This is a genomic window from Nocardioides marmoriginsengisoli (assembly GCF_003725695.1).
GTDB lineage: Bacteria > Actinomycetota > Actinomycetes > Propionibacteriales > Nocardioidaceae > Marmoricola > Marmoricola marmoriginsengisoli.
Map to the genome: position 1 here is coordinate 543,704 of NZ_RJSE01000009.1, position 24,390 is coordinate 568,093.

The 24,390-nt window shown below is 70.4% G+C and carries 21 protein-coding genes; 16 read left to right on the top strand and 5 right to left on the bottom strand.

The window, feature by feature from the left end; translation table 11 throughout:
* Positions 1 to 31 precede the first annotated feature (31 nt).
* The 3 genes from EFK50_RS21180 to EFK50_RS21190 are packed head-to-tail and all read left to right on the top strand — an operon-like array spanning position 32 to position 3,732.
* Entirely contained in the window at positions 32 to 868 is an 837-nt protein-coding gene (locus tag EFK50_RS21180; protein WP_123229554.1) for a bifunctional 5,10-methylenetetrahydrofolate dehydrogenase/5,10-methenyltetrahydrofolate cyclohydrolase, read from the top strand.
* Positions 869 to 913: 45 nt separating this feature from the next.
* Positions 914 to 2,209 carry an ATP-binding protein gene (locus tag EFK50_RS21185; RefSeq protein WP_123229555.1) on the top strand — a complete coding sequence of 432 codons (1,296 nt, stop codon included), beginning with the start codon at positions 914 to 916 and terminating at the stop codon, positions 2,207 to 2,209.
* A gap of 44 nt (positions 2,210 to 2,253) precedes the next feature.
* The gene (locus EFK50_RS21190; RefSeq protein WP_123229556.1) at positions 2,254 to 3,732 is read left to right on the top strand and encodes an NAD-dependent succinate-semialdehyde dehydrogenase; all 1,479 of its coding nucleotides are present in this window, start codon (positions 2,254 to 2,256) and stop codon (positions 3,730 to 3,732) included.
* A 58-nt stretch (positions 3,733 to 3,790) separates the two neighbouring features.
* Here the strand turns inward: EFK50_RS21190 and EFK50_RS21195 are convergent, their stop codons facing one another.
* Entirely contained in the window at positions 3,791 to 4,909 is a 1,119-nt protein-coding gene (locus tag EFK50_RS21195; protein WP_123229557.1) for an ABC transporter ATP-binding protein, read from the bottom strand.
* The gene (locus tag EFK50_RS21200) at positions 4,909 to 5,940 is read right to left on the bottom strand and encodes an ABC transporter ATP-binding protein (RefSeq protein WP_123229558.1); all 1,032 of its coding nucleotides are present in this window, start codon (positions 5,938 to 5,940) and stop codon (positions 4,909 to 4,911) included. The genes EFK50_RS21195 and EFK50_RS21200 overlap by 1 nt, the downstream gene beginning before the upstream one ends.
* A 119-nt stretch (positions 5,941 to 6,059) precedes the next feature.
* Between EFK50_RS21200 and EFK50_RS21205 the strand changes: the two genes are divergently transcribed.
* Positions 6,060 to 8,186, top strand: coding sequence for an acetate--CoA ligase family protein (locus EFK50_RS21205; RefSeq protein ID WP_123229559.1), 2,127 nt, complete (start codon positions 6,060 to 6,062; stop codon positions 8,184 to 8,186).
* A gap of 75 nt (positions 8,187 to 8,261) precedes the next feature.
* Here the strand turns inward: EFK50_RS21205 and EFK50_RS21210 are convergent, their stop codons facing one another.
* From EFK50_RS21210 to EFK50_RS21220, 3 genes are read right to left on the bottom strand one after another with little or no spacing between them, the layout of a single operon-like run.
* The gene (locus EFK50_RS21210; RefSeq protein WP_123229560.1) at positions 8,262 to 9,266 is read right to left on the bottom strand and encodes an LLM class flavin-dependent oxidoreductase; all 1,005 of its coding nucleotides are present in this window, start codon (positions 9,264 to 9,266) and stop codon (positions 8,262 to 8,264) included.
* Between the two features lie 14 nt (positions 9,267 to 9,280).
* The gene (locus tag EFK50_RS21215; RefSeq protein WP_123229561.1) at positions 9,281 to 10,183 is read right to left on the bottom strand and encodes a carbon-nitrogen hydrolase family protein; all 903 of its coding nucleotides are present in this window, start codon (positions 10,181 to 10,183) and stop codon (positions 9,281 to 9,283) included.
* Positions 10,184 to 10,233: 50 nt separating this feature from the next.
* Positions 10,234 to 11,592 carry a dihydroorotase gene (locus EFK50_RS21220; protein WP_123229562.1) on the bottom strand — a complete coding sequence of 453 codons (1,359 nt, stop codon included), beginning with the start codon at positions 11,590 to 11,592 and terminating at the stop codon, positions 10,234 to 10,236.
* 205 nt (positions 11,593 to 11,797) lie between these two features.
* Between EFK50_RS21220 and EFK50_RS21225 the strand changes: the two genes are divergently transcribed.
* The 12 genes from EFK50_RS21225 to EFK50_RS21280 all read left to right on the top strand — a co-directional run bounded on the left by EFK50_RS21225 (position 11,798) and on the right by EFK50_RS21280 (position 24,290).
* Positions 11,798 to 12,610: an enoyl-CoA hydratase/isomerase family protein gene (locus EFK50_RS21225; protein ID WP_183407947.1), complete on the top strand. Its 813-nt coding sequence runs from the start codon at positions 11,798 to 11,800 to the stop codon at positions 12,608 to 12,610.
* 60 nt (positions 12,611 to 12,670) lie between these two features.
* Positions 12,671 to 13,591 carry an ABC transporter permease gene (locus tag EFK50_RS21230; protein WP_123229564.1) on the top strand — a complete coding sequence of 307 codons (921 nt, stop codon included), beginning with the start codon at positions 12,671 to 12,673 and terminating at the stop codon, positions 13,589 to 13,591.
* Between the two features lies 1 nt (position 13,592).
* The gene (locus EFK50_RS21235) at positions 13,593 to 14,465 is read left to right on the top strand and encodes an ABC transporter permease (RefSeq protein WP_123229565.1); all 873 of its coding nucleotides are present in this window, start codon (positions 13,593 to 13,595) and stop codon (positions 14,463 to 14,465) included.
* Between the two features lie 46 nt (positions 14,466 to 14,511).
* Positions 14,512 to 15,300 (top strand): IclR family transcriptional regulator, encoded by a 789-nt coding sequence (locus EFK50_RS21240; protein WP_123229566.1) that lies wholly within the window; start codon positions 14,512 to 14,514, stop codon positions 15,298 to 15,300.
* A 201-nt stretch (positions 15,301 to 15,501) separates the two neighbouring features.
* Positions 15,502 to 16,068, top strand: coding sequence for an amino acid synthesis family protein (locus EFK50_RS21245; protein ID WP_221177501.1), 567 nt, complete (start codon positions 15,502 to 15,504; stop codon positions 16,066 to 16,068).
* A gap of 6 nt (positions 16,069 to 16,074) precedes the next feature.
* The gene (locus EFK50_RS21250) at positions 16,075 to 17,436 is read left to right on the top strand and encodes an aminotransferase class III-fold pyridoxal phosphate-dependent enzyme (RefSeq protein WP_123229567.1); all 1,362 of its coding nucleotides are present in this window, start codon (positions 16,075 to 16,077) and stop codon (positions 17,434 to 17,436) included.
* Positions 17,436 to 18,110 (top strand): NADPH-dependent F420 reductase, encoded by a 675-nt coding sequence (npdG, locus tag EFK50_RS21255; RefSeq protein WP_123229568.1) that lies wholly within the window; start codon positions 17,436 to 17,438, stop codon positions 18,108 to 18,110. The genes EFK50_RS21250 and npdG overlap by 1 nt, the downstream gene beginning before the upstream one ends.
* Before the next feature lie 31 nt (positions 18,111 to 18,141).
* Positions 18,142 to 19,401, top strand: coding sequence for a crotonyl-CoA carboxylase/reductase (gene ccrA, locus EFK50_RS21260; protein ID WP_123229569.1), 1,260 nt, complete (start codon positions 18,142 to 18,144; stop codon positions 19,399 to 19,401).
* Positions 19,385 to 21,004: a thiamine pyrophosphate-binding protein gene (locus EFK50_RS21265; protein WP_183407948.1), complete on the top strand. Its 1,620-nt coding sequence runs from the start codon at positions 19,385 to 19,387 to the stop codon at positions 21,002 to 21,004. Before ccrA ends, EFK50_RS21265 begins: the two co-directional genes overlap by 17 nt.
* A 130-nt stretch (positions 21,005 to 21,134) precedes the next feature.
* A complete protein-coding gene (locus tag EFK50_RS21270; protein ID WP_123229571.1) occupies positions 21,135 to 22,145 on the top strand; it encodes an LLM class flavin-dependent oxidoreductase in 1,011 nt (336 codons plus the stop codon).
* 37 nt (positions 22,146 to 22,182) lie between these two features.
* On the top strand, positions 22,183 to 23,010 hold the full coding sequence (locus tag EFK50_RS21275) for a carbon-nitrogen hydrolase family protein (RefSeq protein WP_123229572.1): 828 nt from the start codon (positions 22,183 to 22,185) through the stop codon (positions 23,008 to 23,010).
* On the top strand, positions 23,010 to 24,290 hold the full coding sequence (locus EFK50_RS21280; protein WP_123229573.1) for a Glu/Leu/Phe/Val family dehydrogenase: 1,281 nt from the start codon (positions 23,010 to 23,012) through the stop codon (positions 24,288 to 24,290). Before EFK50_RS21275 ends, EFK50_RS21280 begins: the two co-directional genes overlap by 1 nt.
* Positions 24,291 to 24,390: the final 100 nt, after the last annotated feature.

Sequence of the window (24,390 nt, forward strand, 5' to 3'; positions counted from 1 at the left end):
CCCCCCTGAAGCAACCACGGAAGGAACGTCCATGGCCATCCTCGACGGCCAAGCAGCAGCAGCGGACCTGTTGGCCCACGTCGGCCTCCGCGCCGCGGAATTCACCGAGCGGACCGGCCGGGCGCCGATGCTGGCGACCGTGCTCGTCGGCTCGGACCCCGCCTCGCACACCTACGTCAAGATGAAGCAGAACCGGTGCCGCCAGGTCGGCATCGAGTCCCGTCGCGTCGAGCTCGGTCAGGAGACCACGACCGAGGAGCTCGTCGCCGCGGTCGAGGCGCTCTCGGCCGACGACGCCGTGGACGGCATCCTGCTCCAGCACCCGGTGCCGCCGCAGATCGACGAGCACCTCGCGTTCGAGGCGATCAGCCCGGAGAAGGACGTCGACGGCGTGACGCTGGCGAGCTTCGCGGCGATGTCGTTCAGCGAGCCGGGCTACGCCTCGTGCACACCCGGCGGCATCATGCGGCTGCTCGACGCGTACGACGTCGACCTCGCCGGCAAGCACGCGGTCGTGGTCGGCCGGAGCCGGATCCTCGGCAAGCCGATGGCGATGCTGATGCTCGAGCGCAACGCGACCGTCACGATCTGCCACTCCCGGACGACGGACCTCGCCGACCGGGTCGCCGAGGCCGACGTCGTCGTCGCCGCGGTCGGCCGGCCCGAGCTGGTGCGCGGCGCCTGGATCAAGCCCGGCGCGGTCGTCGTCGACGCCGGCTACAACGCCGGCAACGTCGGTGACGTCGAGTACGGCGCCGCCGCGGAGCGGGCCTCCTGGATCACGCCGGTCCCCGGCGGGGTCGGCCCGATGACGATCGCGACGCTGCTCGCCCAGACCATGGACTCGGCCGAGCGCCGCGGTGCGTGACCCGGGCCTGACCCGGTCCTGACACCGGAGAGATCGAGGCTCGACATGGAGTACTTGGTGCGGGAGTACACCGATGACGACTTGGATCACATCGTTCATCTGTGGGACGCCACCGCAACCCTCGGCCAGCCCAGCATCTTCAGCGTCGGCGAGTGCCTCGCCGCCCTGGCCGCCAAGCAGCCGGCCGTGGTGGCGGTCCGGGACGGGCACCTGGTCGCGGCCGCCGTCTCGACGGTGGACACCGACCGCGCCTGGATCATGCGGATGGCGGTGCACCCGGACCACCGCGGGCAGGGCCTGGTCAGCTCGCTGCTGACCAGCCTGGAGCGTTACCTGCTCAGCCAGGGCGCCCGCCGGATCTCCTACGTGCTCCCGTACGAGGAGCAGCTGGCGATGGGGCTGGAGAAGGCCGGCTACGAGCGGCTGCCGGCGGCGGCGTACTACGAGCGTCGCGAGGGTCTCGGCCCCGGCGAGGCGGCCACCCTGGAGTCGCTCGGCGGACGGATCCAGCCCGACGGCCTCTGGGAGGGGCTCTCCGGGATGACCTTCGAGAAGGAGTTCATCGAGTCGCACGTGGTGCTCCCGCTGCAGCGCCGCGAGGAGGCCCGGGCGCACGGCTTCGTGCCGCCGCGCTCGGTGATCCTGTTCGGTCCGCCGGGCACCGGCAAGACCAGCTTCGCGCGGGCGATCGCGAGCCGCCTCGGCTGGCCGTTCGTCGAGATCTACCCGTCGCGGCTCTCCAGCCACCCGCACGGCCTGGCGATCGGGCTGCGCGAGACCTTCGCCCGGCTGGACCTGCTGGAACGCGTCGTCGTCTTCATCGACGAGGTCGAGGAGATCGTCTCCGAGCGCTCGACGCCCGCGGCCAGCGAACCGGGCCGGGGCGCGCACGGCGTCGTCAACGAGCTGCTGAAGCTGGTGCCGGCGTTCCGGGAGCGGGACTCCCGGCTGCTGATCTGCGCCACCAACTCGGTGCGGAGCATCGACAGCGCCTTCCTCCGGCCCGGGCGCTTCGACTACATCGTGCCGGTCGGCCCGCCGGACGACGTCGGCCGCCGGGCGATCTGGACCTCGCTGGTCGGACGCGCCGAGCGCGACGACGTCGACCTCGACCGCCTCGTCGACGCGTCGGAGAACATGACCCCGGCCGACCTGGCGCACTGCGCCCAGGCCGCGGCGCACCGCTCCTTCGAGCGCGGCCTCGCCGTCGGCCAGCCCCGGGGCAGCCGGGGCGCGGAGACCGAGGACTACCTCGACGCCATCGCCCTGGTGCGACCGACCGTCGGGGCCGAGATGGCCGCGGCGTTCCAAGAGGACATCGACAGGTTCGGACGGGTCTGAGCCCGGACCGAGCAACCAACGAGAGATCACCACGGGAGAGAACAGTGAGCCACAACCACGACGAAGCCGGCCTGCTCGCGCAGGTGCGTACCGACCTGCTGATCGACGGTGAGTGGCGCCCGGCGACCGGGGGCGGGACGTTCGACGTCGCCGACCCGGCCACCGGGGCGGCCTTCACCGCGGTCGCCGACGCCACCGCCGAGGACGGTGCCGCCGCACTCGACGCCGCCGTCCGGGCGCAGGCAGCCTGGGGCAGTACGGCGCCTCGGGAGCGCGGCGAGATCCTGCGCAAGGCCTACGACCGGATGATCGAGCGGGCCGACGACTTCGCCCTGCTGATGACGATCGAGATGGGCAAGCCGCTCGCCGAGGCCCGCGGCGAGGTCCTGTACGCCGCCGAGTTCCTGCGCTGGTTCTCCGAGGAGGCGGTCCGGATCGACGGCCGCTACACGGTCGCGCCGGACGGGAAGAACCGGCTGCTGGTGCACCGCCGCCCGGTCGGCCCGTGCCTGTTCATCACCCCGTGGAACTTCCCGCTCGCGATGGCCACCCGGAAGGTGGCCCCCGCGGTCGCGGCCGGCTGCACGATGGTGATGAAGCCGCCGGCGCTGACCCCGCTCTCGACCCTGTTCTTCGCCCAGCTGATGGAGGAGTGCGGACTGCCCGCGGGCGTCCTCAACGTCGTTCCGACGACCAGCGCCGGCAAGGTCACCGGCCCGTTGATCGCGGACCCGCGGCTGCGCAAGCTCTCCTTCACCGGCTCCACCGAGGTCGGCCGCCGGCTGCTCCGCGACGCCGCCGACCAGGTCCTGCGCACCTCGATGGAGCTCGGCGGCAACGCCCCGCTGCTGGTCTTCGAGGACGCCGACCTGGACCTCGCCGTCGAGGGCGCGCTGGCCGCGAAGCTGCGCAACATGGGCCAGGCCTGCACGGCGGCCAACCGGATGATCGTGCACGAGTCGGTCGCGGTCGAGTTCTCCGAGCGGCTGGCCAAGCGGATGGACGCGCTGAGCACCGGGCGCGGCACCGAGGCCGGGACCGACATCGGCCCGCTGATCGACGAGCCCAGCCGGGCGAAGGTGCACGAGCTGGTCACCGACGCCGTCGACCGCGGCGCCCGGGCGCTCACCGGCGGCGAGCTCGTCGACGGGCCGGGCCACTACTACCGCCCGACGGTGCTGGTCGACGTACCGGCCGGGTCGCGGATCCTGGCCGAGGAGGTCTTCGGGCCGGTCGCCCCGATCGTCACGTTCAGCACCGAGGACGAGGCGGTCGCGCTCGCCAACGACACCGAGTACGGCCTGGCGGCGTACGTGTTCACCCGGGACGGCGCCCGCGGTCTGCGCCTCGCCGAGACGATCGAGTCCGGGATGCTCGGTCTCAACCTCGGGATCATCTCGAACGCGGCTGCTCCGTTCGGCGGCATCAAGCAGTCCGGGATGGGTCGCGAGGGCGGCGCCGAGGGCATCGAGGAGTACCTGGACGTCCGCTACCTGGCGATCGCGGACCCGTTCGCCTCCTGAGCCGGAACGACGAAGAGGCCGGCGCTGGTGCGCCGGCCTCTTGCGTTGTCAGGGTCTGTCAGAGAGCTGCGGTGACGCCCACCGCGGCGTTGTCCTCGGGCGTCATCGGGAAGTGGCAGGCCGACCAGTGCGTCGCGCTGTCCGGGGTCAGCAGCGGCACCGTGGTGGTGCACGCGGTCGGAACCCGGCTGCCGTCGTCCAGGGTCGTCACCTGGTCGCCGGGGAGCTGTGCCGCCATCGTGGTGGCGTGGAAGCAGCGTCGGTGGAAGGCGCAGCCCGACGGCGGGTTGGCCGGGTTCGGCGGGTCGCCGCGCAGGACGATCCGCTGCCGGGTGCGCTCGATGGTCGGGTCCGGGACCGGCGCCGCGGAGAGCAGCGAGACGGTGTACGGGTGCCGGGGCGCGGTGAAGAGGCTGTTCTTGTCGGCCATCTCCACGATCCGGCCCAGGTACATCACCATCACCCGGTCGCTGACGTGGCGGACCACCGACAGGTCGTGGGAGATCAGGATGTAGCTGAGGTCGAACTCCTCGCGCAGGTCGCTGAGCAGGGTCAGCACCTGGGCCTGGATGGAGACGTCGAGCGCCGAGACCGGCTCGTCGAGCAGCAGCAGGTCGGGAGTCACCGAGAGCGCCCGGGCGATGCCGATCCGTTGCCGCTGGCCGCCGGAGAACTGGTGCGGGAACCGGCTCGCGTGCGCCGGGAGCAGACCCATCCGGGCGAGCAGCCCGTCGACGATCTCCTTCTTCTCGGCCTTGGACTTGCCCGAGTTGACCAGCGGCTCGGCCACGGTCGCGGAGATCCGCTGCCGCGGGTCGAGCGAGGCGTAGGGGTCCTGGAAGACCACCTGGGCGCGCTGCCGGAAGCGGCGCAGGTCGTTGCCCTTGAGGCCGGTCACCTGCTCGCCCTCCACCTCGACGCTGCCGGAGGTCGGCTCGATCAGGCGCAGCAGCATCCGGCTCAGCGTGGTCTTGCCGCAGCCGGACTCGCCGACCAGGCCGAGGGTCTCGCCGCGGGCCAGGTCGAAGGAGACGTCGTTGACGGCCTTCACGGTGGTGCTGGTGCCGCGGCGGCGGCGCTTGCCGAACTCCTTGCTCAGGTGCTCGACCCGCAGGATCGGGTTGTCGCCCGAGACGAAGGGCAGGGTCTCGGTCGACGGAAGCGGCTGGACGGACATCACGCGCTCATCTCCTGACGGGTCGCCGACAGCGACATCTCCTCGGCGTGGTGGCAGGCGGTCAGCTGACCGTCCGGGGTGAGCCGGCGGAGTACCGGGATCACCTGGCGGCAGTCGTCGCGCCCGGCGGTGACCTGGCAGCGCGGGTGGAAGCTGCAGCCCGCCGGTACGTCGGCGATGCTCGGCGGCTGCCCGGGGATCGCGGCCAGCCCGGCGGCGTCCGAGTCCGGGCGCGGCGTCGAGTTGCGCAGGGCTTGCGTGTACGGGTGCACCGAGGACTCGAGCACCTGGTGCACGGTGCCGCGCTCGACGATCCGGCCGCCGTACATCACGGCGACTTCCTCGGCGTACCGGGCGACGACGCCGAGGTCGTGGGTGATGATCACCAGCGACATCCCGAGCTGGGTGCGGAGGCTGTCAAGCAGCTCCATGATCTGCGCCTGGACGGTCACGTCGAGGGCGGTGGTCGGCTCGTCGGCGACCAGCACCTGCGGCCGCAGCGCGATCCCCATCGCGATCATCACCCGCTGGCGCATGCCGCCGGAGAGCTGGTGCGGGTAGGCGTCCACCCGCTGCTCGGGGTTGGGGATGCCGACCAGGCCGAGGGTCTCGATCGCCTGGGCGCGGGCCACCTTGCGGGAGACCTTGTCGTGGTGGCGGATCACGTCGCCGATCTGCTGACCGATCGTGAACGCCGGGTTCAGGCCGGCCAGCGCGTCCTGGAAGATCATCCCGATCGACTTGCCGCGCAGCGCGCGCCGGGAGTCCTTGTCGGTGACGTCGATGGACTGGCCGTCGAACAGGATCTCGCCGGACTCGATCACGCCGCCGGCGGGGAGCAGGCCCAGGGTCGAGAGGAACGTCATCGACTTGCCGGAGCCGGACTCGCCGACCACGGCGAGGGTCCGGCCGCGGTGGCACTCCAGGGACACGTCGTTGACCGGATAGACCGGACCGCGCTGCGTCTCGATGCGACTGCGGAGTCCTCGGAGCTCGAGGATCACACCGCTGTGCTCGGCGTTGCTTGACATGACGTCTCCCTGGCCTGATCAACTGACTAGTGCGGTTCACTAGGTAAACCGTTGGATCAAGATAACCGCTACGATGGGACCCCACAAGCGTAGGCACAGAAAAAGATTGGGATCCATTGATGATGACGACCAACTTCCGGAATCTCCAGCCTCTGCTCGCACCCCGCGCGATCGCCGTCGTCGGGGCCTCGCCCCGCGGGAACCGGGGCTCGAGGGTGCTCGAGAACCTCGACCGGTTCGGGTTCGCCGGAGATGTGGTCGTCGTCCATCCGAAGCACGAGGAGGTGCTCGGACGACGCTGCGTGCCCAGTGTCGCGGACCTCCCGGACGGGATCGACCTGGTCGTGGTGGCGGTCTCCGCCGAGCGTGCGCTCGACGTCGTCCAGGCCGCCGGTGAGCGCGGCATCGGCGCCGTGGTCGTGATCGGGAGCGGCTTCGGCGAGGGCGAGAAGGGCGGCGACCGGCTCGCCGCCCTGGTCGGCACCCTCGAGAAGTACGACATGGTCGGCTGCGGCCCGAACTGCTACGGCACCCTCGACCTGGCCAGCGGCGCGGCGGCGTACTCGGGCCGGATCGTCGACCCGCTGCCGGCCGGCAACGTGGCGCTGGTGCTGCAGTCCGGCGCGCTGACCCACGCCGTCACCGACTCGGCGATCGGCCGCGGCCTGGCGGTCTCCGCGATCGTCACCACCGGCAACGAGGCCTCGGCCACCGTCTCCGACTACGTCGCGCACTACGCCGAGGACGCCAGCACCGAGGTGATCGGCGTCTTCATCGAGGGCCTCCGCGACGCCGACAAGTTCGCCGCCGCGTGCCGGCTGGCGCGGTCCCGTGGCAAGGCGGTCGTGGTGCTCGCCTCCGGCCGGTCGGAGAGCGGACGCCGGGCCGCGATGGCGCACACCGGCGCGATCTCCGGCGGCTCCGCGGCGCTCGACGGCCTGCTGGCCACCAGCGGCGCGATCCGGGTCGACGACCTCGACGAGCTGCGCGAGACGCTGCTGCTCTTCTCCGCCCTCGCCGGCCGTACGCCGGCCGCGGCCGGGGTGGCGACGCTCTCCATCTCCGGAGGAGCCTGCGGGCTCACCGCGGACACGGCCGAGGCGGTCGGCGTCGACCTTCCGGTGTTCGGGCCGGAGACCACGGCCGAGCTGGTCGCCGTCCTTCCCGACTTCGCCGCGGTCAACAACCCGCTCGACGTCACCGGTGCCGCGGCGGAGGATCCCGAGATCCTCGGCGCCGCGCTCCGGGTGGCCGCCGCCGACCCCGCGATCGGGCTGGTCGCGTTCGCGATGAACGTCGGCCTGGCCGGACCCGGTCAGGAGGACTTCTACCGCACCCAGGCCGAGATCCTGGCCCGCCAGGCCGCCGCGGATGCCAAGCCGGTCGTGCTGCTCGCCCTGACCGGCGGCGCGCTCGACCAGGGCATCGCCGCGGTGTCCCAGGAAGCCGGCGTCCCGGTGGTGATGGGGCTGCGCCCGGCGCTGAAGGCGATCTCCTCGTGGCTGCGCTGGCCCGGCCTGGTCGCCGAGGAGCGGCCGCAGGTCGAGCGCGCCGACCGGTGGCCCTCCGAGTACCCGGTAGCGGCCGGGAGGGACGCCCTGGACGCGCTGGTGGCCGCCGGCATCCCCGTCGCCCGGTACGACGTCGCCGCCGACCCTGCCGCGGCCGCGGAGCTGGTCGCCTCGGTCGGTGAGCGGGTGGTGCTCAAGATCGACTCGCCCGACATCGCCCACAAGACCGAGGTCGGAGGCGTCCGGCTCGGGGTCCGCCCGGAGACCGCGCTGACCGAGGCCGAGTGGCTGCTCTCCGATGTCCGGGCCGCTGAGCCCGAGGCCCGGATCGACGGCATCCTGATCCAGGAGATGGTCGCCGGCGAGCGGCTGGAGTGCCTGATCGGCGTCGTCGCCGACTCCCAGGTCGGCCTCTGCATGTCGATCGCGCCCGGCGGCGTGCTCGCCGAGCTGATGGGCCCGGCCGCCGCCCGGCCGGTGCCGCTGACCCGCAAGGACGCCGAGGAGCTGATCGACGCGAGCGTCCTGGGCACCCTGCTCGCCGGCTACCGGGGCGGGCCGGCCTTCGACCGGGACGCGCTGGTGGAGACCGCCGTACGGTTCTCCGCGCTGGCGGCCTCGCTGCCGGGACTGGCGGCCGCCGAGATGAACCCGCTGCTCGTCGGCGAGGAGGGCCAGGGCGTCGCGGCGGTCGACTGCCTGCTGATCCGCGACGAGGAGCCTGCCGGGGCCTGACCCCGGAAACGCAGACGTGGCCCTGTCGGGGGAGACAGGGCCACGTCTGGGGAAAGCAGCTACGCCGAAGGGGAGTCAGCGAACCTGCGGGATCACTTCGGACGCGAAGCGCTCGATGTTGCGACGGACCAGCTCGCGCGGCATCCCCGGGAAGTTCAGCCGGACGATCAGGTCGGTGACGCCGAGGACGTCGCGGTGGTACAGGCAGTCCTCGATGACGTCGTCGACGCCGCCGACGATGAACCGGTTCTTGGTCAGCTCACCGAAGTCGCTGATCCCCGCACCGCTCTCGCCGGGGACGTTGTCGCCCATCCCCCAGCTGTAGTACGCCTTGTACTTCGCACCGATGAACGGCTCCGCCTCGCGCAGCGCGCTCTCCTTGTCGTCGCCGACGAAGAGCTCGACGCACTTGGCGAACCGGACCTCCTTCGCCAGGCCGGCGTCGGCCCGGGTCTGGTGGTACAGGTCGACCTGGCGCTTCATCTCGCCCCACTCGGTCATCGAGGTGGCGATCCAGGCGTCGGCCTGCAGCGCGGCCCGCTCGATGGCCTTGTCGGCCGTCGCGCCGAACCAGATCTGCGGGCGGTTCTGCAGCGGCTTCGGCGCGATGCTGACGTTGTCCAGGGTGAAGTGCTTGCCCTGGTACGAGACGTTGTCCTCGGTCCAGAGCCGCTTGAGGATCTCGACCCCCTCGACGAGCCGGCCGACCCGGTCCTTCTTGTCGAGCTGCATCGCCGCGAACTCCTCGGCGCGGTAGCCCAGCCCGACCCCGAGGATCAGCTTGCCACCGGTGATCACGTCGAGGGTGGCGTACTGCTCGGCCACGTCCACCGGGTTGAGCATCGGCAGCAGCAGCAGGTTGGTGCCGACGTTCATGTCCCCGGCCTCGGCCGAGAGCCGGGAGAGCAACGGCGTGGTCTGCAGGTACTGGGCGGGGTGGCTGAGGAAGTGCTGCCCCAGCCAGATCGCGTCGTACCCGGTGTCGCGGATCAGCCTGGTCTGCTCGATCAGGTCCTGGACCGCGACGGAGATGTCCTCGTCGGCCGAGTACTGCGACCCGAGGAAGACTCCGACGTCCATGGTCGTCCCCCTTCTCAGAGGACGCCGCGGGCGACGTCGTCGCTCAGGGTGCCGTAGAGCTCGGGGCGGCGGTCGCGGAAGAAGGTGTAACGGACGCCGTGCTGGTCGACCTGGTCCAGGTCGAGCTCGGCGGTCATCACGAACGGGCCCTCGCCGGCGGGACCGGCAGCGAGCTCCTCACCCATCGGGGAGAAGATCCGGCTGGCTCCGAACATGTGCCGCGGGCCCTCGGTCTCCTCCAGTCCGCCCTTGTTCGAGGCGACCACGAAGAGGCCGTTCTGGATGGCCGCGGTGCGCAGCTCGCCGCCCCACGAGTCGGCCCGGTTCGGACCCCAGGCGGCGACCGGCACGAACATGATCTTCGAGCCCTGCAGGGCCAGCACGCGCCACGCCTCGGGGAAGGAGCGCTCGTAGCAGATCAGGATCGAGATCTTGCCGTACTCGGTCTTGAAGGTCGCGAGGCCGGGACCCTCCTTGAAGTAGTAGCGCTCGTTCAGGCCGGGGCTGTAGCTCCACTGGTCCGGGATGTGGTTCTTCCGGTAGACGCTCACCTGGCGGCCGTCGGGCAGGTCGCCCTTGATCAGGTTGCCCTCACGGTCGATCACCGCGGCGCTGTTGTAGAACTCGCCCTTGACCTCGCCCTTCTCGTAGAACGGGAAGATCACGTAGGCGCCGAGCTCCTTGGCCAGCTCCTGGTGCCGGCGTACCGACTCGCCGTCGATCGGCTCGGCGAGGTTGAAGTGCTCCGGGGTGTTGTACCCGCAGAAGTACTGCGTGTTCGAGAGCTCGCTGAACAGGACGAAGTCCGGCTTGAAGTCCTTGGTCGCCTCGCGGACCAGGGCCAGGTTGTCGTCGATGTTCTTCTGGGTGTCGGTCCCGGCCGGTCCGTTCTGGATCAGCAGTACTTTTGCCTTCATGGGTGGGGCTTCCTCATCTTTCAATTAGTTGACGCGGGGCGCTGTCACGCTCAGCGGCGGATGAACTTGCCAAGGGGTTCCCCGGTGACCTTGCCGTCGAGAGCGACGGTGGTACCGCGGACGATCGTGCGGACCGGCCAGCCGCGCAGGGCCTGGCCGTCGAGGATGCTGTAGTCGCAGAAGCTGTCCAGGTCCTCGTGGGCGACGGTGCGCTCGAGGTCCAGGTCGACGAGGACGAGGTCCGCGTCGGCTCCCGGGCGGAGGGTGCCCTTGCCGGGCATGTTGAAGATCGACGCGGTGTTGCCGGAGAGGACCTGGGCGACCCGCTGCAGCGACATGCCGCGCTTGTGGTGCCCCTCGGAGAGCAGCACCGGCAGCGTGGTCGCCATCCCCGGGAAGCCGGCCGCGGCGGACCAGATGTCGGTCTGCTTGTTCGCCAGCGGTACGGCGCAGTGGTCGGTGCCGACGGTGTCGACCGATCCGTCGATCAGGCCCTGCCAGAGGGCTTCGACGTCCTCGGCACTGCGCACCGGCGGGTTGATCTTGGCCATCGGGCCGACCGGGCTGTCGTAGGTGTGCGTCAGGTAGTGCGGGCAGGTCTCCACCCACACCTTGCTGCCGCTGTCGCGGACGTAGCGGGCCGCGTCGAGGCTCTCCTGCGACCCGATGTGCACCAGGTAGACGGTGGCGTCGACGTGGTCGGCCAGGAACGCGACCCGGCGGATGTTCTCGGCCTCGGCGAAGGCGGGGCGTGCGTTCGACCAGGCCCGCAGGCCCTCCTCGCCGGCCTCCTTCACCAGCTTCATCGACCGGTTGACGATGTCGGTGTTCTCGGCGTGGATGCAGGCGACGCCGTCGATCGCGGCGATCTTCGCGAGCCCCTCGAGGAGCAGGCCGTCGTCGCACTCGTTGACCATGCCGACGGTGGCGCCGTCGGGTCCGCGGTAGGCCATGTAGAACTTGTGCGAGCTGACGCCGAGGTCGTTGTACTTGGCGATCTCGTTGACCTGGGACTCGGCGAGCATGCCGAAGTGCAGGCCGACGTCGACGTAGGAGGAGCTGTCGACGTCCGAGATCAGCTCCGGCAGCTCGTCGTACGGGGCCGGGTCGGCGCCCTTGTACTGCCGGTAGAAGGAGAGGATCGAGGTGACGCCGCCGACCGCGGCCGACCTGGTCTCGGACCGGAGGTCCTCGGCGAAGGTCTGCGCGTAGCCGAAGTGGGTGTGCGGGTCGATCACGCCGGGCAGCACCGCGAGCCCGGTGGCGTCGATGACCTCCGCGGCCTGGACCGGTACGTCGGGCGCGAAGATGCCCGCGATGCGGCCGTCGCGGATCGCGAGCGTAGCCTGCTGTTCACCCCACTGCGGATCGACGAGTCGTCCCCCGGTGATCGCAACGTCGAACTCCATGGGGTCCCGCCTCTCCTCGGTGCGAGCGAACCTCGACTGGTTCACTCATCGAACTGCCAGTTCACTTTAGTGAATCAATGACTGCCGCTGGTGTCAATGATCCGGGCCTGATGGTGATCTGGGTCTTGACAGCCGGCACTCCGGTGAAGTTGATTGTCCTAAATCGAATCAACGGTTCGACTATCGAACCAGGAGGAGCTGCTCAGTGACGTTCGAGGACATCCGGCTGACGCGCGACGGACAGGTCGCGCTGATCACGCTCGCCCGGCCCAAGGCGCTCAACGCTCTGCGCGCCCAGACGGTGATCGAGCTGAACCGCGCGATCGACGAGGTCGAGGCGGATCCGGACGTCAAGGTCGTCGTCCTCGGCGCCGACGGGGACCGGGCCTTCTCCTCGGGTGTGGACCTGGTCAACGACCCGGCACCGGCCAACACCATGGAGGTCGACGCGATCGCCCAGCGGAACGCGCGGATGATCGAGCGGCTCTGGTACCTGGACAAGGTGCTGATCACCTCGGTCAAGGGCGTCGCGCTCGCGGCCGGCTGCAACCTCGCCCTGATCGGCGACCTCACCGTCTGCGGCAAGTCCTCGTCGTTCGGCGAGCCCGAGATCCGGCACGGGACCCTGTCGCCGCTGCTGCTGCTCCCCTGGCTGACGCACTTCAAGCTGATGAACCACATGTACCTGACCGGCGACAGCGTCGCGGCCGACGAGGCCTACCGGCTCGGCCTGGTCAACAAGGTCGTCGAGGACGACCGGGTCGACGCGGAAGCGCTCGTGCTCGCGCACCGGATCGCCAACGCCCCGCTGCTCACGCTGCAGTCGGTGAAGCGCTCGGTGCGGATGATGCTCGACGCCCAGGGATTCAAGGGAACCCAGATGGGGCACCGGTTCGCCGACACCCTCGTCCTGGACTCCACCGGCCTGCCCGAGCGCGACCGGCTGCGCACCATCCGACAGGAAGAGGGCTTCAAGGCCTTCCTCGAAGCCAGGGACACCCCGTACCAGACCGACTGATCTCCGCCTAGGCTCTCGATCCTCACCCGGATCGGGCCGACGTGCCGGGAAGGACAAAGCATGGCCCTCTACATCGCGAAGCGGGTGGCACAGATCGTGCCGCTGCTGCTGATCATCGCCTTCGTCGTCTTCATCGCCCTGGAGATGGCGCCGGGCGATCCCGCGACCCTGCTGCTCGGCCAGAACGCCACCCCTGCGGAGGTCGCCAAGCTGAACGCCGACCTCGGGCTCGACCGACCGGTGGTGGTCCAGTACCTCTCCTTCGTCGGCGACGCCGTCCAGGGCGACCTCGGCCAGTCGTACCGCAGCGGACGCGACGTGGTCTCCGAGCTGTCCCGCACCGTCGGCGTCAGCGCGACCCTGGCGATCACCGCGATGCTGCTGGCGATCATCGTCGGCGTCTCGGTCGGGATCATCTCGGCGGTCAAGCAGTACACGTGGATCGACAACGTGGTCCGGGTCGGCGTGCTGGCGCTGGTCTCGGTGCCGGTCTTCTGGCTGGCCATCCTGCTGATCATCATGTTCTCGGTGAAGCTGTCGTTGTTCCCGGCGTTCGGCTGGGGGACCTACGACCACCTGGTGCTCCCGGCGCTGGCACTGAGCACCTATCCCCTGGCGGTGATCGCGCGGCTCACCAGATCGAGCATGCTCGAGGTGCTCGGCAGCGACTACGTCCGGACCGCCCGCGCGGCCGGGATGCCCGAGCGCACCGTCGTGCTCAAGTACTCGCTGAAGAACGCGCTCGGCCCGGTGATGACCGTGATCGGCCTCCAGTTCGGTGCCCTGATCGGCGGCGCGGTGCTGACCGAGACCGTCTTCGGCATCCCCGGCCTCGGCCGGCTGATGGTGACCGCCATCGAGGGCCGCGACTACCCGTTGGTGCGGGGGGCGGTGCTGCTCGGCACCGTCGTCTTCGTGCTGATCAACCTGATCGTCGACGTCCTGTACAAGTGGGTCGACCCCCGGCAGAGAGAGATCTGAGATGAGTGATCAAGCAGCTCCCACGCAGCTCGCCGAGCAGGGCCGTTGGTCGGAGACCTGGGGCGCCTTCGCCAAGAACAAGGCGGCCGTCGTCGGTCTGGTCATCCTGGTCGTGCTGATCGTCGTCGCGCTCCTCGCTCCCTGGATCGCCCCGCACGACCCGGTCGCCCAGAACCTGGACCTGCGACGCCAGGGCCCCAGCGGAGACGCCTGGTTCGGGCGCGACGAGTTCGGCCGGGACATCCTGTCCCGGGTGATGGTCGGTGCCCGGGCGACGCTGCTCGCCGCCGTCGGCTCGGTCCTGCTGAGCGGCATCATCGGCACGATCATCGGCGTCGTGGCCGGCTACCGCGGCGGGTTCGCCGACAGCCTGCTGATGCGCTCGATGGACCTGGTGCTCTCGTTCCCGTACTTCCTGCTGGCGATCCTGGTCGTCGCTGTCGCCGGGCCCAGCCTGCGCAACGCCGCGATCGCGATCGGGATCACCTACATCCCGCAGTACGCCCGCGTGGTGCGCGGCGCGACGCTGGAGGTGATGGGCAAGGAGTACGTCGAAGCGGCGCACGCCTCCGGCGTACGGGGGCCTCGGATCGCCTGGAAGCACGTGCTGCCGAACATCAGCGCGCCGATCATCGTGATCACCACGGTGGGCCTGGCGCTGGCGATCGTGGGCATCTCCTCGCTCAGCTTCCTGGGCCTCGGAGCGCAGCCGCCGAGCCCGGAATGGGGCGCGATGCTCGCCGGCGGTCGCCAGTACGTGGCCTCGGCAGCGCACATCAGCATCTTCCCCGGACTCGCGATCCTGGTGACGGTGTTGTGCCTCAACCTCGTCGGTGACGGACTGCGCGACACCTTCGACCCCACCCTGCGCTGACCCCACTGCGCTAGTCTTCGGCGGAAATCACCTACGGAAGGTTGACATGTCAGCCAGTGAGTCTGGGCTCGTACGACGCACGATCTGGGTACTGCGTGCTGTCGCTGCGCACCCCAACGGCGTCGGGCTCAGCGAGGTCTCGCGCGAGTCCGGGATCCCGAAAGCGACCTGCTACCGAGTGCTCAACGTGCTCGAGCGGGAGAGCTGGCTGACCCTCGACCCGGACACCCGGCGCTACAAGGTCTCGCTCGGGCTGCTCTCGATCGTCGGCGGCTTCCTCGACAGCAACGGCGGCTACCGGCACATGCGCCAGGTGATCACCGACCTGGCGGCGTCGACCCAGGAGACCTGCGGCTTCGACGTCCTGCACCCGCCGAACGTCATGGTCGTGGCCCAGGCGGCCGGTCCGCGACTGATCGGCCAGACGATGAAGCCGGTCCCGCGTACCCAGCCGGTGTGGGCGACCTCGACCGGCAAGGTGCTGCTGGCCAAGATCGACCGCCAGCTCTTCCTCGACGAGTACGCCGAGGAGATCGAGAAGAACGCGCCGCCGTCGATCGGCGGGGTCGAGAAGTTCGTCGCCGCCCTGGACTCGATCCGGGACCGCGGCTACGCCTACACCCGCGACGAGCTCGAGGACGGTGCGACCTCGGTCGCCGCCCCGGTGCGGGTCGGCGACACCTTCCCGTACGCCGTCTGGATCGGCGGACCCAGTTTCCGGTTGACGCCGGAGTGGATGGAGGGCGTGGCGCCGCTGCTGCTGGAGGCGTCGGCGAAGCTCGGCGAGCTGCTCACCTACACGGATCTGCGGCTGCCCAGCGACATGCAGGTCTGAGGCTGCCCGCCTCGCCCCCCGGCCTCCCCTAGCGGGAGGTCCGCTCCGCCGTGCCCGGCCCCGGCTCGTTCCGGGGCCGTCGTCGTACCCGGAGCGTGAAATCGGGCGTATCGAATTTCCCCAGGTACTTGACATGGCGTCGTCGTCTCGCGAGGATGTGGACCACCGGTTCAACTAATGAACCAGACGGAGAAGGGAAAGATGATGACCATTTCGGTGCGGAAGACGGTGCGGCACCTGGAGGTGACCGAGCTCGAGAACGGGCAGCCGGTTTCGCCGGAGCATCGATTGGCCTTCGTGGGCATCGTCATCGAGAACCCCTACGGCTCCGGCTACACCCAGGACCTGGTGACCCTGGCCGACGAGATCGCCGAGTCGATCGGCGACCTGACCGGCCCGGCGTGCGTCGAGCTCCTCGGCGCCCCTGTCGAGGCCTTCGGCAAGGTGGCCCTGGTCGGCATCGGCGGTGAGGTCGAGCACGGCTCGGCGCTGATCCACAACCTCAAGTTCGGGAACGTCTTCCGCAACGCCGCCGGCGGCACCGAGCTGCTGCCCGCCGCGGAGAAGGTCGGCCTGCCCGGCGACCCGATCGACGTACCGCTCAAGCACAAGACCGACTCCAAGACCCGCTCGCACCACCAGACGGTGACGCTGCAGGTCCCCGGCGCCCCGCTGCCGAACGAGATCCTCGTCGGCTGCGTCGCGACCAGCTCCGGCCGTCCGCTCTCGCGGCTGGCGACCTTCGGTGCCGAGACCGGCGAGAAGTAGGACCCCATGACAACCAGCGATGTGGCCTCCACCTGGGACGCAGAGCGAATCCGGACTGCCGACAAGGAGTTCGTGATCCACTCCTGGTCCAACCAGGGAGCAGTGAACGCAACTCCGATCGCCGGCGGACTCGGCGCGTGGTTCTGGGACTACGACGGGAACCGGTACCTCGACTTCCAGTCGCAGCTGGTCAACATGAACCTCGGCCACCAGCACCCGAAGATGGTCGAGGCGATCCAGGCCAAGGCCGCCGAGATGTGCTACATCGGCCCGAACTACGCCGAGCGCTCCCGCGCGGAGCTCGCCGAGCTGATGGCCGAGGTCACCCCCGGTGACCTGAAGATGAGCTTCTTCACCACCGGTGGTGCCGCGGCCAACGAGAACGCGATCCGGCTGGCCCGGCACGTGACCGGCCGCCAGAAGGTCGTCGCGCGCTACCGCAGCTACCACGGTGCGACGGCGGGCGCGATCGCGATGACCGGGGACCCGCGTCGCTGGCACGCCGAGCCGACGCCGTCCGGCGTCGTCCGGATGTTCGACCCCTACACCTACCGCTGCTCGGCCGGTCACCCCGACCCGTGCCCGGTCTGCACCGGCGGACCGCACCTCGAGGAGATCCTGCAGTACGAGGACCCGACCTCGGTGGCCGCGGTGATCCTGGAGACCGTCACCGGCACCAACGGTCTGCTGCCGCCGCCTCCGGGCTACCTGCAGTCGATCCGGGAGACCTGCGACAAGTACGGCATCCTGCTGATCCTCGACGAGGTGATGGCCGGCTTCGGCCGCACCGGCGAGTGGTTCGCGTGCGACAACTACGACGTCACCCCGGACATCCTGATCACCGCCAAGGGCCTCAACTCCGGCTACGTGCCGCTCGGCGCGATGACGGTGAACGAGGAGATCTCGGGCTGGCTGATGAAGAACAAGTTCTGGGGCGGCCAGACGTACGCCGGTCACCCGCTGGCCTGCGCCAGCGGCGTCGCCTCGATCGAGATCATGCGCGAGGAGAAGATCGTCGAGAACTCCCGGGAGATGGGCCAGCGCCTGCGCGCCGGCCTCGACGGGCTCGCCGAGCGGCACCCGAGCATCGGCGAGATCCGCGGTCTGGGTCTCTTCCAGGGCGTCGAGCTGGTCAAGGACCGGAGCACCCGCGAGCCGCTGGTGCCGTTCAACGCGGTCGGTCCCGCGGCCGCGCCGATGGGCGCGATCGTGGCCGCCGCGAAGAAGCAGGGTCTCTACCTGTCGGCGAACAACAACGTGCTGCGGCTGACTCCCCCGCTGGTGATCGGCGCCGAGGACATCGACCTCGCGGTCGGGATCCTCGACGACGTGCTCGGCATCGCCGACGAAGCAGCAGCGACCGCCTGATGGCGACCGTCGCGGTGCTCGGGGGTACCGGTGCACTCGGCTTCGGCCTGGTGCTCCGGTTCGCCGCGGCCGGCTATCAGGTGGCGATTGGGTCGCGTGACGCCGACCGCGCCAAGGCGGCCGCCGAGCGCGCGACCGAGCTGGTGCCCGAGGCCTGGGTGCACGGCATGTCGTACGCCGACGCCGCTGCCGACGCGACCCGTCTGGTCGTGCTGACGGTGCCGTTCGCGAGCCAGGCCGAGACGCTCAAGGCGGTCTCCGGATCGTTGCGCGAGGGGATGGTCGTGCTCGACACGACCGTCCCGCTCGCGCCCGCGGTCGGCGGCCGGCCGACCCAGCTCGTCGGTGTCTGGCAAGGCTCCGCCGCCCAGCAGGCGGCAGCCCTGGTGCCGGCCGGCGTCCGGGTCGTCAGCGCCCTGCACACGATCAGCGCCGCGGCGCTCACCGACCTCGGGCACGAGGTCGACGAGGACACGTTCCTGGCCGGCGCCGCGGAGGCGAAGAAGGTCGTGGCCGACCACCTGCAGGTGGTGCCCGGGCTCCGCGCGATCGATGCCGGACCGCTGGAGGCGAGCCGGCTCACCGAGTCGATCACGCCGCTGCTGATCGGCCTGAACATGCGCTACAAGACCCATACCGGGGTGCGGATCACCGGATTGGAAGCGATCGCCTGAGGCACCGGCCCAGGCTCTAGGGAAGGAACCCATGACCGACATCGTTCGCAAGAATGTCTCCACCACCGATGCCACCTTCGAGCTCGGCCAGCTGCCGCCGGTGGGTGAGGTACCGCGAACGATGACCGCGTTGGTGGTCCGCCAGGACCGCTTCGGGGACCCGGAGCAGGCGTTCAAGGTCGAGACCGGGATCCCGGTCCCGCCGATCGGCCCGGACGAGGTGCTGATCGCGGTGATGGCCGCCGGCGTCAACTACAACAACGTGTGGGCCGCCCGCGGCTACCCGGTCGACCAGATCGCGACCCGGCAGAAGCGCGGCGAGACCGAGGACTTCCACGTCGGCGGCTCGGACGCCTCCGGCATCGTCTACGCCGTCGGCGAGAGCGTCACCGGGGTCGCGGTCGGCGACGAGGTCGTGGTGCACCCGGGTGTCTGGGACGCCGACGACCCGTGGATCGCCGCTGGCAAGGACCAGATGATCGCGCCGTCGGCCAAGATCTGGGGCTACGACACCAACTACGGCTCGTTCGGCCAGTTCACCCGCGTGCAGGCGCACCAGGTGCTGCCCAAGGCACCGCACCTCTCCTGGGCGGAGGCCGCCGCCCCGACGCTGGTCGGCACGACGGCGTACCGGATGCTGCACGGCTTCGCTGGCAACACCGTCCAGCCCGACGACGTCGTCCTGGTCTGGGGTGGTTCCGGTGGACTCGGCACCCAGGCGGTCCAGCTGGCGGCGCTCGCCGGAGCCAAGGCGGTGGCCGTGGTCTCCGACGACGAGCGCGGCAAGTACGTGATGGAGCGCGGTGCGATCGGCTACATCAACCGCAACGACTTCACCCACTGGGGCATCCCGCCGCTGGTCGACGACGCCGCCGGCCAGAAGGAGTGGCTCGGCCAGGCCCGCGCCTTCGGCAAGAAGCTCTGGGACATCGTCGGCGAGCGCAAGGACCCCGCGATCGTCTTCGAGCACCCGGGCGCGGCCACCGTGCCGACCAGCATCATGGTCTGCGAGCCGGGCGGGATGGTCGTGATCTGCGCCGGCACCACCGGCTTCGACGCCGTCGTCGACCTCCGTTACCACTGGACCCGGCAGAAGCGCTTCCAGGGGAGCCACGGAACCAACGACGAGCAGGCCCGGGCGTACAACGACCTGATGGTGGCCGGCAAGCTCGACCCCTGCCTCGGCCGCGTCGTCGCTTTCGCCGACCTGCCCCGGGTGCACTCCGAGATGGGCCGTGGCGAACAGGTCTTCGGCAACTCGGTGGCCCTCGTGGGTGCCGTCGCGGACTGACGTGCTGGTCCCCCGCCGCCTCGCCGCGGCGCTGCGCGAGCTCGGAGTCGACACCGTCTTCGGCCTGATGGGTGACGGCAACCTGCATCACCTGATCGACTTCGACGACCTCGGCGGCACCGTGGTGACCGCCGTGACGGAGGGCGCCGCGGTCAGCATGGCCGACGGGTACGCCCGGGTCGGCAGCCGGCTCGGCGTCGCCTCGGTGACGCACGGTCCAGGCGCCACCAACATGCTGACCGCGCTGGTGGAGGCGGTCCGCGCGCGGACGCCGCTGATCGTGCTGACCGGCGACACCGTCTCCCGGCCCGACCACCTGCAGGCCCTCGACCTGCGCGCGCTCGCCACCGTGGCCGGTGCCGGCTACCACCGGGTGCTGCGGGCCGAGGACGTCGCCGGCGACCTCGACGCCGTCGTCCGGCGGGTGCTGCGGTCGGGCACGCCGGTGCTCTTCGACGTCCCGGTCGACCTGCACGGGACCGAGGCAGCGGAGGCGCCGATCCTGCGTCCGGTCGACCTCGGCGCCGGACCGGCTCCGGGAGCCGACGACCTGGACCGGGCGCTCGGCGTGCTGGCCAGTGCGCGGCGGCCGGTGATCCTCGCCGGCCGCGGTGCCGCCGGGTCCCGGGACGAGATCCTCCGCCTCGCCGCGGTCCTCGGGGCACCGGTGGGGACGACGCTGCTCGGCAAGGGCCTCTTCGCGGGCGAGCCGCTCGACCTCGGCGTGATCGGCACGCTGAGCTCGGAGGTGACCGCCAGGACCGTGGGCGACGCCGACTGCGTGCTGGTGCTCGGCGCCGGGCTGAACCGTTACACCACCGTCGACGGCTCGCTGTTCGCCGGCGCCGCGGTGGTGCACGTCGACCACGATGCGCTTCGGCTCTCCGGAGCGGCCGCGGTTGGGGTGGTCGCGGACGTCGGGGCCGCCGTACTGGCGATGACCGAGCTGCTGGTCGAGGTCGAGCACCCGGGTTCCTCGGGTCATCCCGCGGACCTGGCCGAGCGGCTCGCCGCGCACGATCCGTACGACGAGTTCACCGACCGCAGCGGCGTCGACACCCTCGACGGCCGCACGGTGATGCTGGCGCTCGACGCGGTGCTGCCGCGGGAGCGGGTGGTGGTCACCGACACCGGCCGGTTCGTCTACGCGCCGTGGCGCTACCTCGGCGTGGCCGCCCCGACGGACTTCGTGCACACCTGCAACTTCGCGTCGATCGGCCTCGGACTCGGTACGGCGATCGGGGCGGCGGTCGCGAGCGGCCGGCTCACCGTCGCGGTGGTCGGCGACGGCGGCGGCTTGATGAACCTGCTCGAGCTCAGCACCGCCGTACGTCTGGGCCTTCCGCTGGTGGTGGTCGTCTGCAACGACGGCGCCTACGGGATGGAGTACCGGCACCTGGTGCATGCCGGGCTGGACCCCTCACCGGCCCGGTGCGCGTGGCCGGACTTCGTCGAGATCGGTCGCGCGCTGGGTGCCGACGCGATCACCGTGCGCACCCGCGAGGAGCTCGACCGGGCGGGCGAGCTGTTCGCCGAGGTCCGGCGTCCGCTGCTGCTCGACGTCCGGTGCGACCCGTCGGTCGACGTCGGCGAAGCCTCCTGACCACGGGTTTCGCGCGGGGGCGGAAACTTGTGGTCGTCAGGTGTTGACAGAGCCTGCGAAGTCCTCAAGTATATGAACCAGTGGTTCAACTACTGAACCACCGACCGAGACACAGACGGGACGGAATTCGATGCAGGCGTTGCCCCTTGGGATCCATGTCGGAGAGCGACTGAGCCTCGAGCAGACCTACTGGCAGGCCCAGGTCGCCGACGAGAACGGCTTCGAGTCGGTGTGGGTCGCCGAGGGCCGGCTCTCGCGCGACGGCATCGTCCCGGCCGCGATCATCGCGAGCAAGACGAACAACGTGAAGATCGGCACCGGCGTGCTCAACAACAAGAGCCGCAACGCCGCGCTGATGGCCGTCACCTTCAAGACCCTCGACGAGGTCGCTCCCGGTCGGGCGATCCTCGGCATCGGTGCCTGGTGGGAGCCGCTGGCCACCAAGGTCGGTCAGCCGCTGGAGAAGCCGCTGAAGTCGATGCGCGAGTACATCGAGGTCTGCCAGGCGTTCTTCCGCAACGAGGTCGTCAACTTCGAGGGCGAGTTCGTGCAGATGCGCGACGTCCGGTTCGACTCGATGTACCGCGAGAACAAGCCGGTCGACGTACCGATCTACATCGGCGCGGTCGGCCCGAAGATGCTCGAGCTCGCCGGCGAGATCTCCGACGGCGTGCACATGGACTTCCTGCTGCCGCCGTCGTACATGACCGGAGCGATCGAGGCCATCGACCGCGGCATCGCCAAGCGCACCGACGGCAAGACCGAGATCGACCTCACCCAGATCGTCTCGTGCAGCGTCAACGACAAGGACCCGCAGGAGGCCATCGACGCCTGCAAGGCGTTCCTGACCCTCTACCTGTGCCAGCAGCCGCACATCGCCGAGCACTGCGGTGTCGAGCGCGAGCTGGTCGACCGGCTCCAGGAGATCGCCGGCTGGCCGGCCACCCCCGAGGACATCAAGCGCGCGATGGTGCTGGTGCCCAACGAGCTGGTGCAGCGGGTGACCGCGTGCGGCACCACCGACCAGGCCTTCGAGAAGCTGGTCTCCTACCACGAGGCCGGCGTCCGCTGCCCGATCATCTCCACGCTGGGTGACAAGGAGCAGACGCTCACCCGGCTCGCCCAGGCCGCCCGGGCCTGACCCCGTTCTGCTGCTACCGATCGCTGGAGGTCACACCATGAAGCTCGCCGCCGTACAACTCCGCGCCTCCGACGACCGCGCGGAGACCATCGGACGCGCCGAGGCGCTGATCGACGACGCCGCGGCCCAGGGCACCCGGATGCTGCTGCTCCCGGAGATGTTCGCGGTCCCGTTCGTCCAGCCCGAGCCGGACCCGGAGTACTTCGTGCACGCCGAGACGCTCGACGGCCCGTCGAACACGATGGCCCAGGAGGCGTCCCGGCGGCACCAGATGACGGTGGTCTCCTCGATCTTCGAGGCCAGCGCGGTGCCCGGGGTCTACCACAACACCGCCTGCACGTACGTCGGCGGCGAGCTGCGCTCGGTCTACCGCAAGTCGCACCTGCCGTTCTCCAACGGGTTCCCGGAGAAGTTCTACTTCCGTCCCGGCGAGACCGAGCCGGAGGTCGTGCAGACGCCGGACGGCGGCATCGGCACGATCATCTGCTACGAGCGGCACTTCCCGGAGCTGGGCCGCGTCGTCGCGCTGCGCGGCGGCTCGGTGCTCTGCGTGCCGGTCGCCTCGGCGAGCGCGCCGATGAAGGAGGTCTTCCAGCTCGAGCTCCGTGCGCACGCGGTCTTCAACGGTCTCTTCGTGATCTGCGCGAACCGGTTCGGGGTCGAGGGCAGCAAGGAGTACTTCGGGCTCTCCGCGGTCTACGGTCCGAACGGTGACGTGCTCGCGCAGGCTCCCGACGACCAGGACGGGCTCGCGATCGCCGACGTCGACCTGGCCGAGGTGGACGCCGTACGCCGTCGTCGTCCGTTCCTCCGCGACCGCCGCCCCGAGCTGTACACCCGGTTGAGCTCGGCCCAGGTGCAGTGATGACCGTCGTCCAGGAGGCCGCCCAGGAGGTCGCCGAGGCGGCCGATCCGCTCGGCGACGCCCGCAGCCGGCTGCGGCAGGCGGTCGAGGCGCTCGGCTACGACCAGCACATGTTCGAGATGCTCGCCTCCCCGCGTCGCGAGATGACCGTCAGCATCCCGCTGCGTCGGGATGACGGCACCGTCGAGGTGCTCACCGGTCACCGGGTGCAGCACAACCTGTCCCGGGGTCCGGCGAAGGGCGGTCTGCGGTACAGCCCGGACGTGGACCTGGACGAGGTCCGGGCGCTGGCGATGTGGATGACCTGGAAGTGCGCCCTGCTGGACGTCCCGTACGGCGGCGCCAAGGGCGGGGTCCGGATCGATCCGCGGAACTACTCGCCGGCCGAGCTGGAGCGGGTCACGCGTCGCTACACCAGCGAGATCATGCCGATCATCGGGCCGGAGCAGGACATCCCGGCGCCCGACGTGGGCACCGACGAGCAGACCATGGCGTGGATCATGGACTCGTTCTCGGTGAACTCCGGCCACACCGTGCTCGGTGTCGTCACCGGGAAGCCGATCTCGCTGGGCGGGTCGCTCGGCCGGGCGACGGCGACCTCCCGCGGTGTCGTGCACGTGGCGCTGGCCGCGCTCGCCGACCGCGGCTTCGAGGCGACACGGTCGCGCGCCGCGATCCAGGGATTCGGCAAGGTCGGTCGCAGCGCGGCCGTCTTCCTCGCCGAGGCCGGGGTGCGGATCACCGCGATCTCCGACCAGTACGGCGGCATCCGCTCCGAGGACGGCCTGGACGTCGCGGCGCTGGAGGAGCACGTCGACCGGACCGGCTCGGTCGTCGGCTTCCCCGGCTCCGAGCCGCTGGACGGCGAGCTGCTGGTCGAGTGCGACGTCGAGGTGCTGGTCCCGGCTGCGGTCGAGTGCGTGATCCGCGCGGACAACGCCGCGCGGGTAGTCGCACCGATCATCGTCGAGGGCGCCAACGGTCCGACGACGCCGGAGGCCGACCGGATCCTCGAGGAGCGCGGCCAGCTGGTCGTCCCCGACATCCTGGCGAACGCCGGCGGCGTGATCGTCTCCTACTTCGAGTGGGTCCAGGCGAACCAGGCCTACTGGTGGAGCGAGGTCGAGGTCGAGGAGCGACTGCGCGTGCGGATGCTGACCGCGTGGGAGCGGGTCAGTGCCTACGCGACGGGTCGAAGCATCTCGTTGCGCGCGGCTGCGACGCAGCTCGCCGTACAGACGGTCGCGCAGGCTCACAAGCAGCGCGGGCTGTACCCCTGATCGCCACCCCGCAACAGATCCGCCGTGCGCTGGTGCGTGCGGAGCGCGGTGCTGCGCTGGACCTCGATGAGGTGGTGGCGTTGTTGTCGGCGCGTGGTGG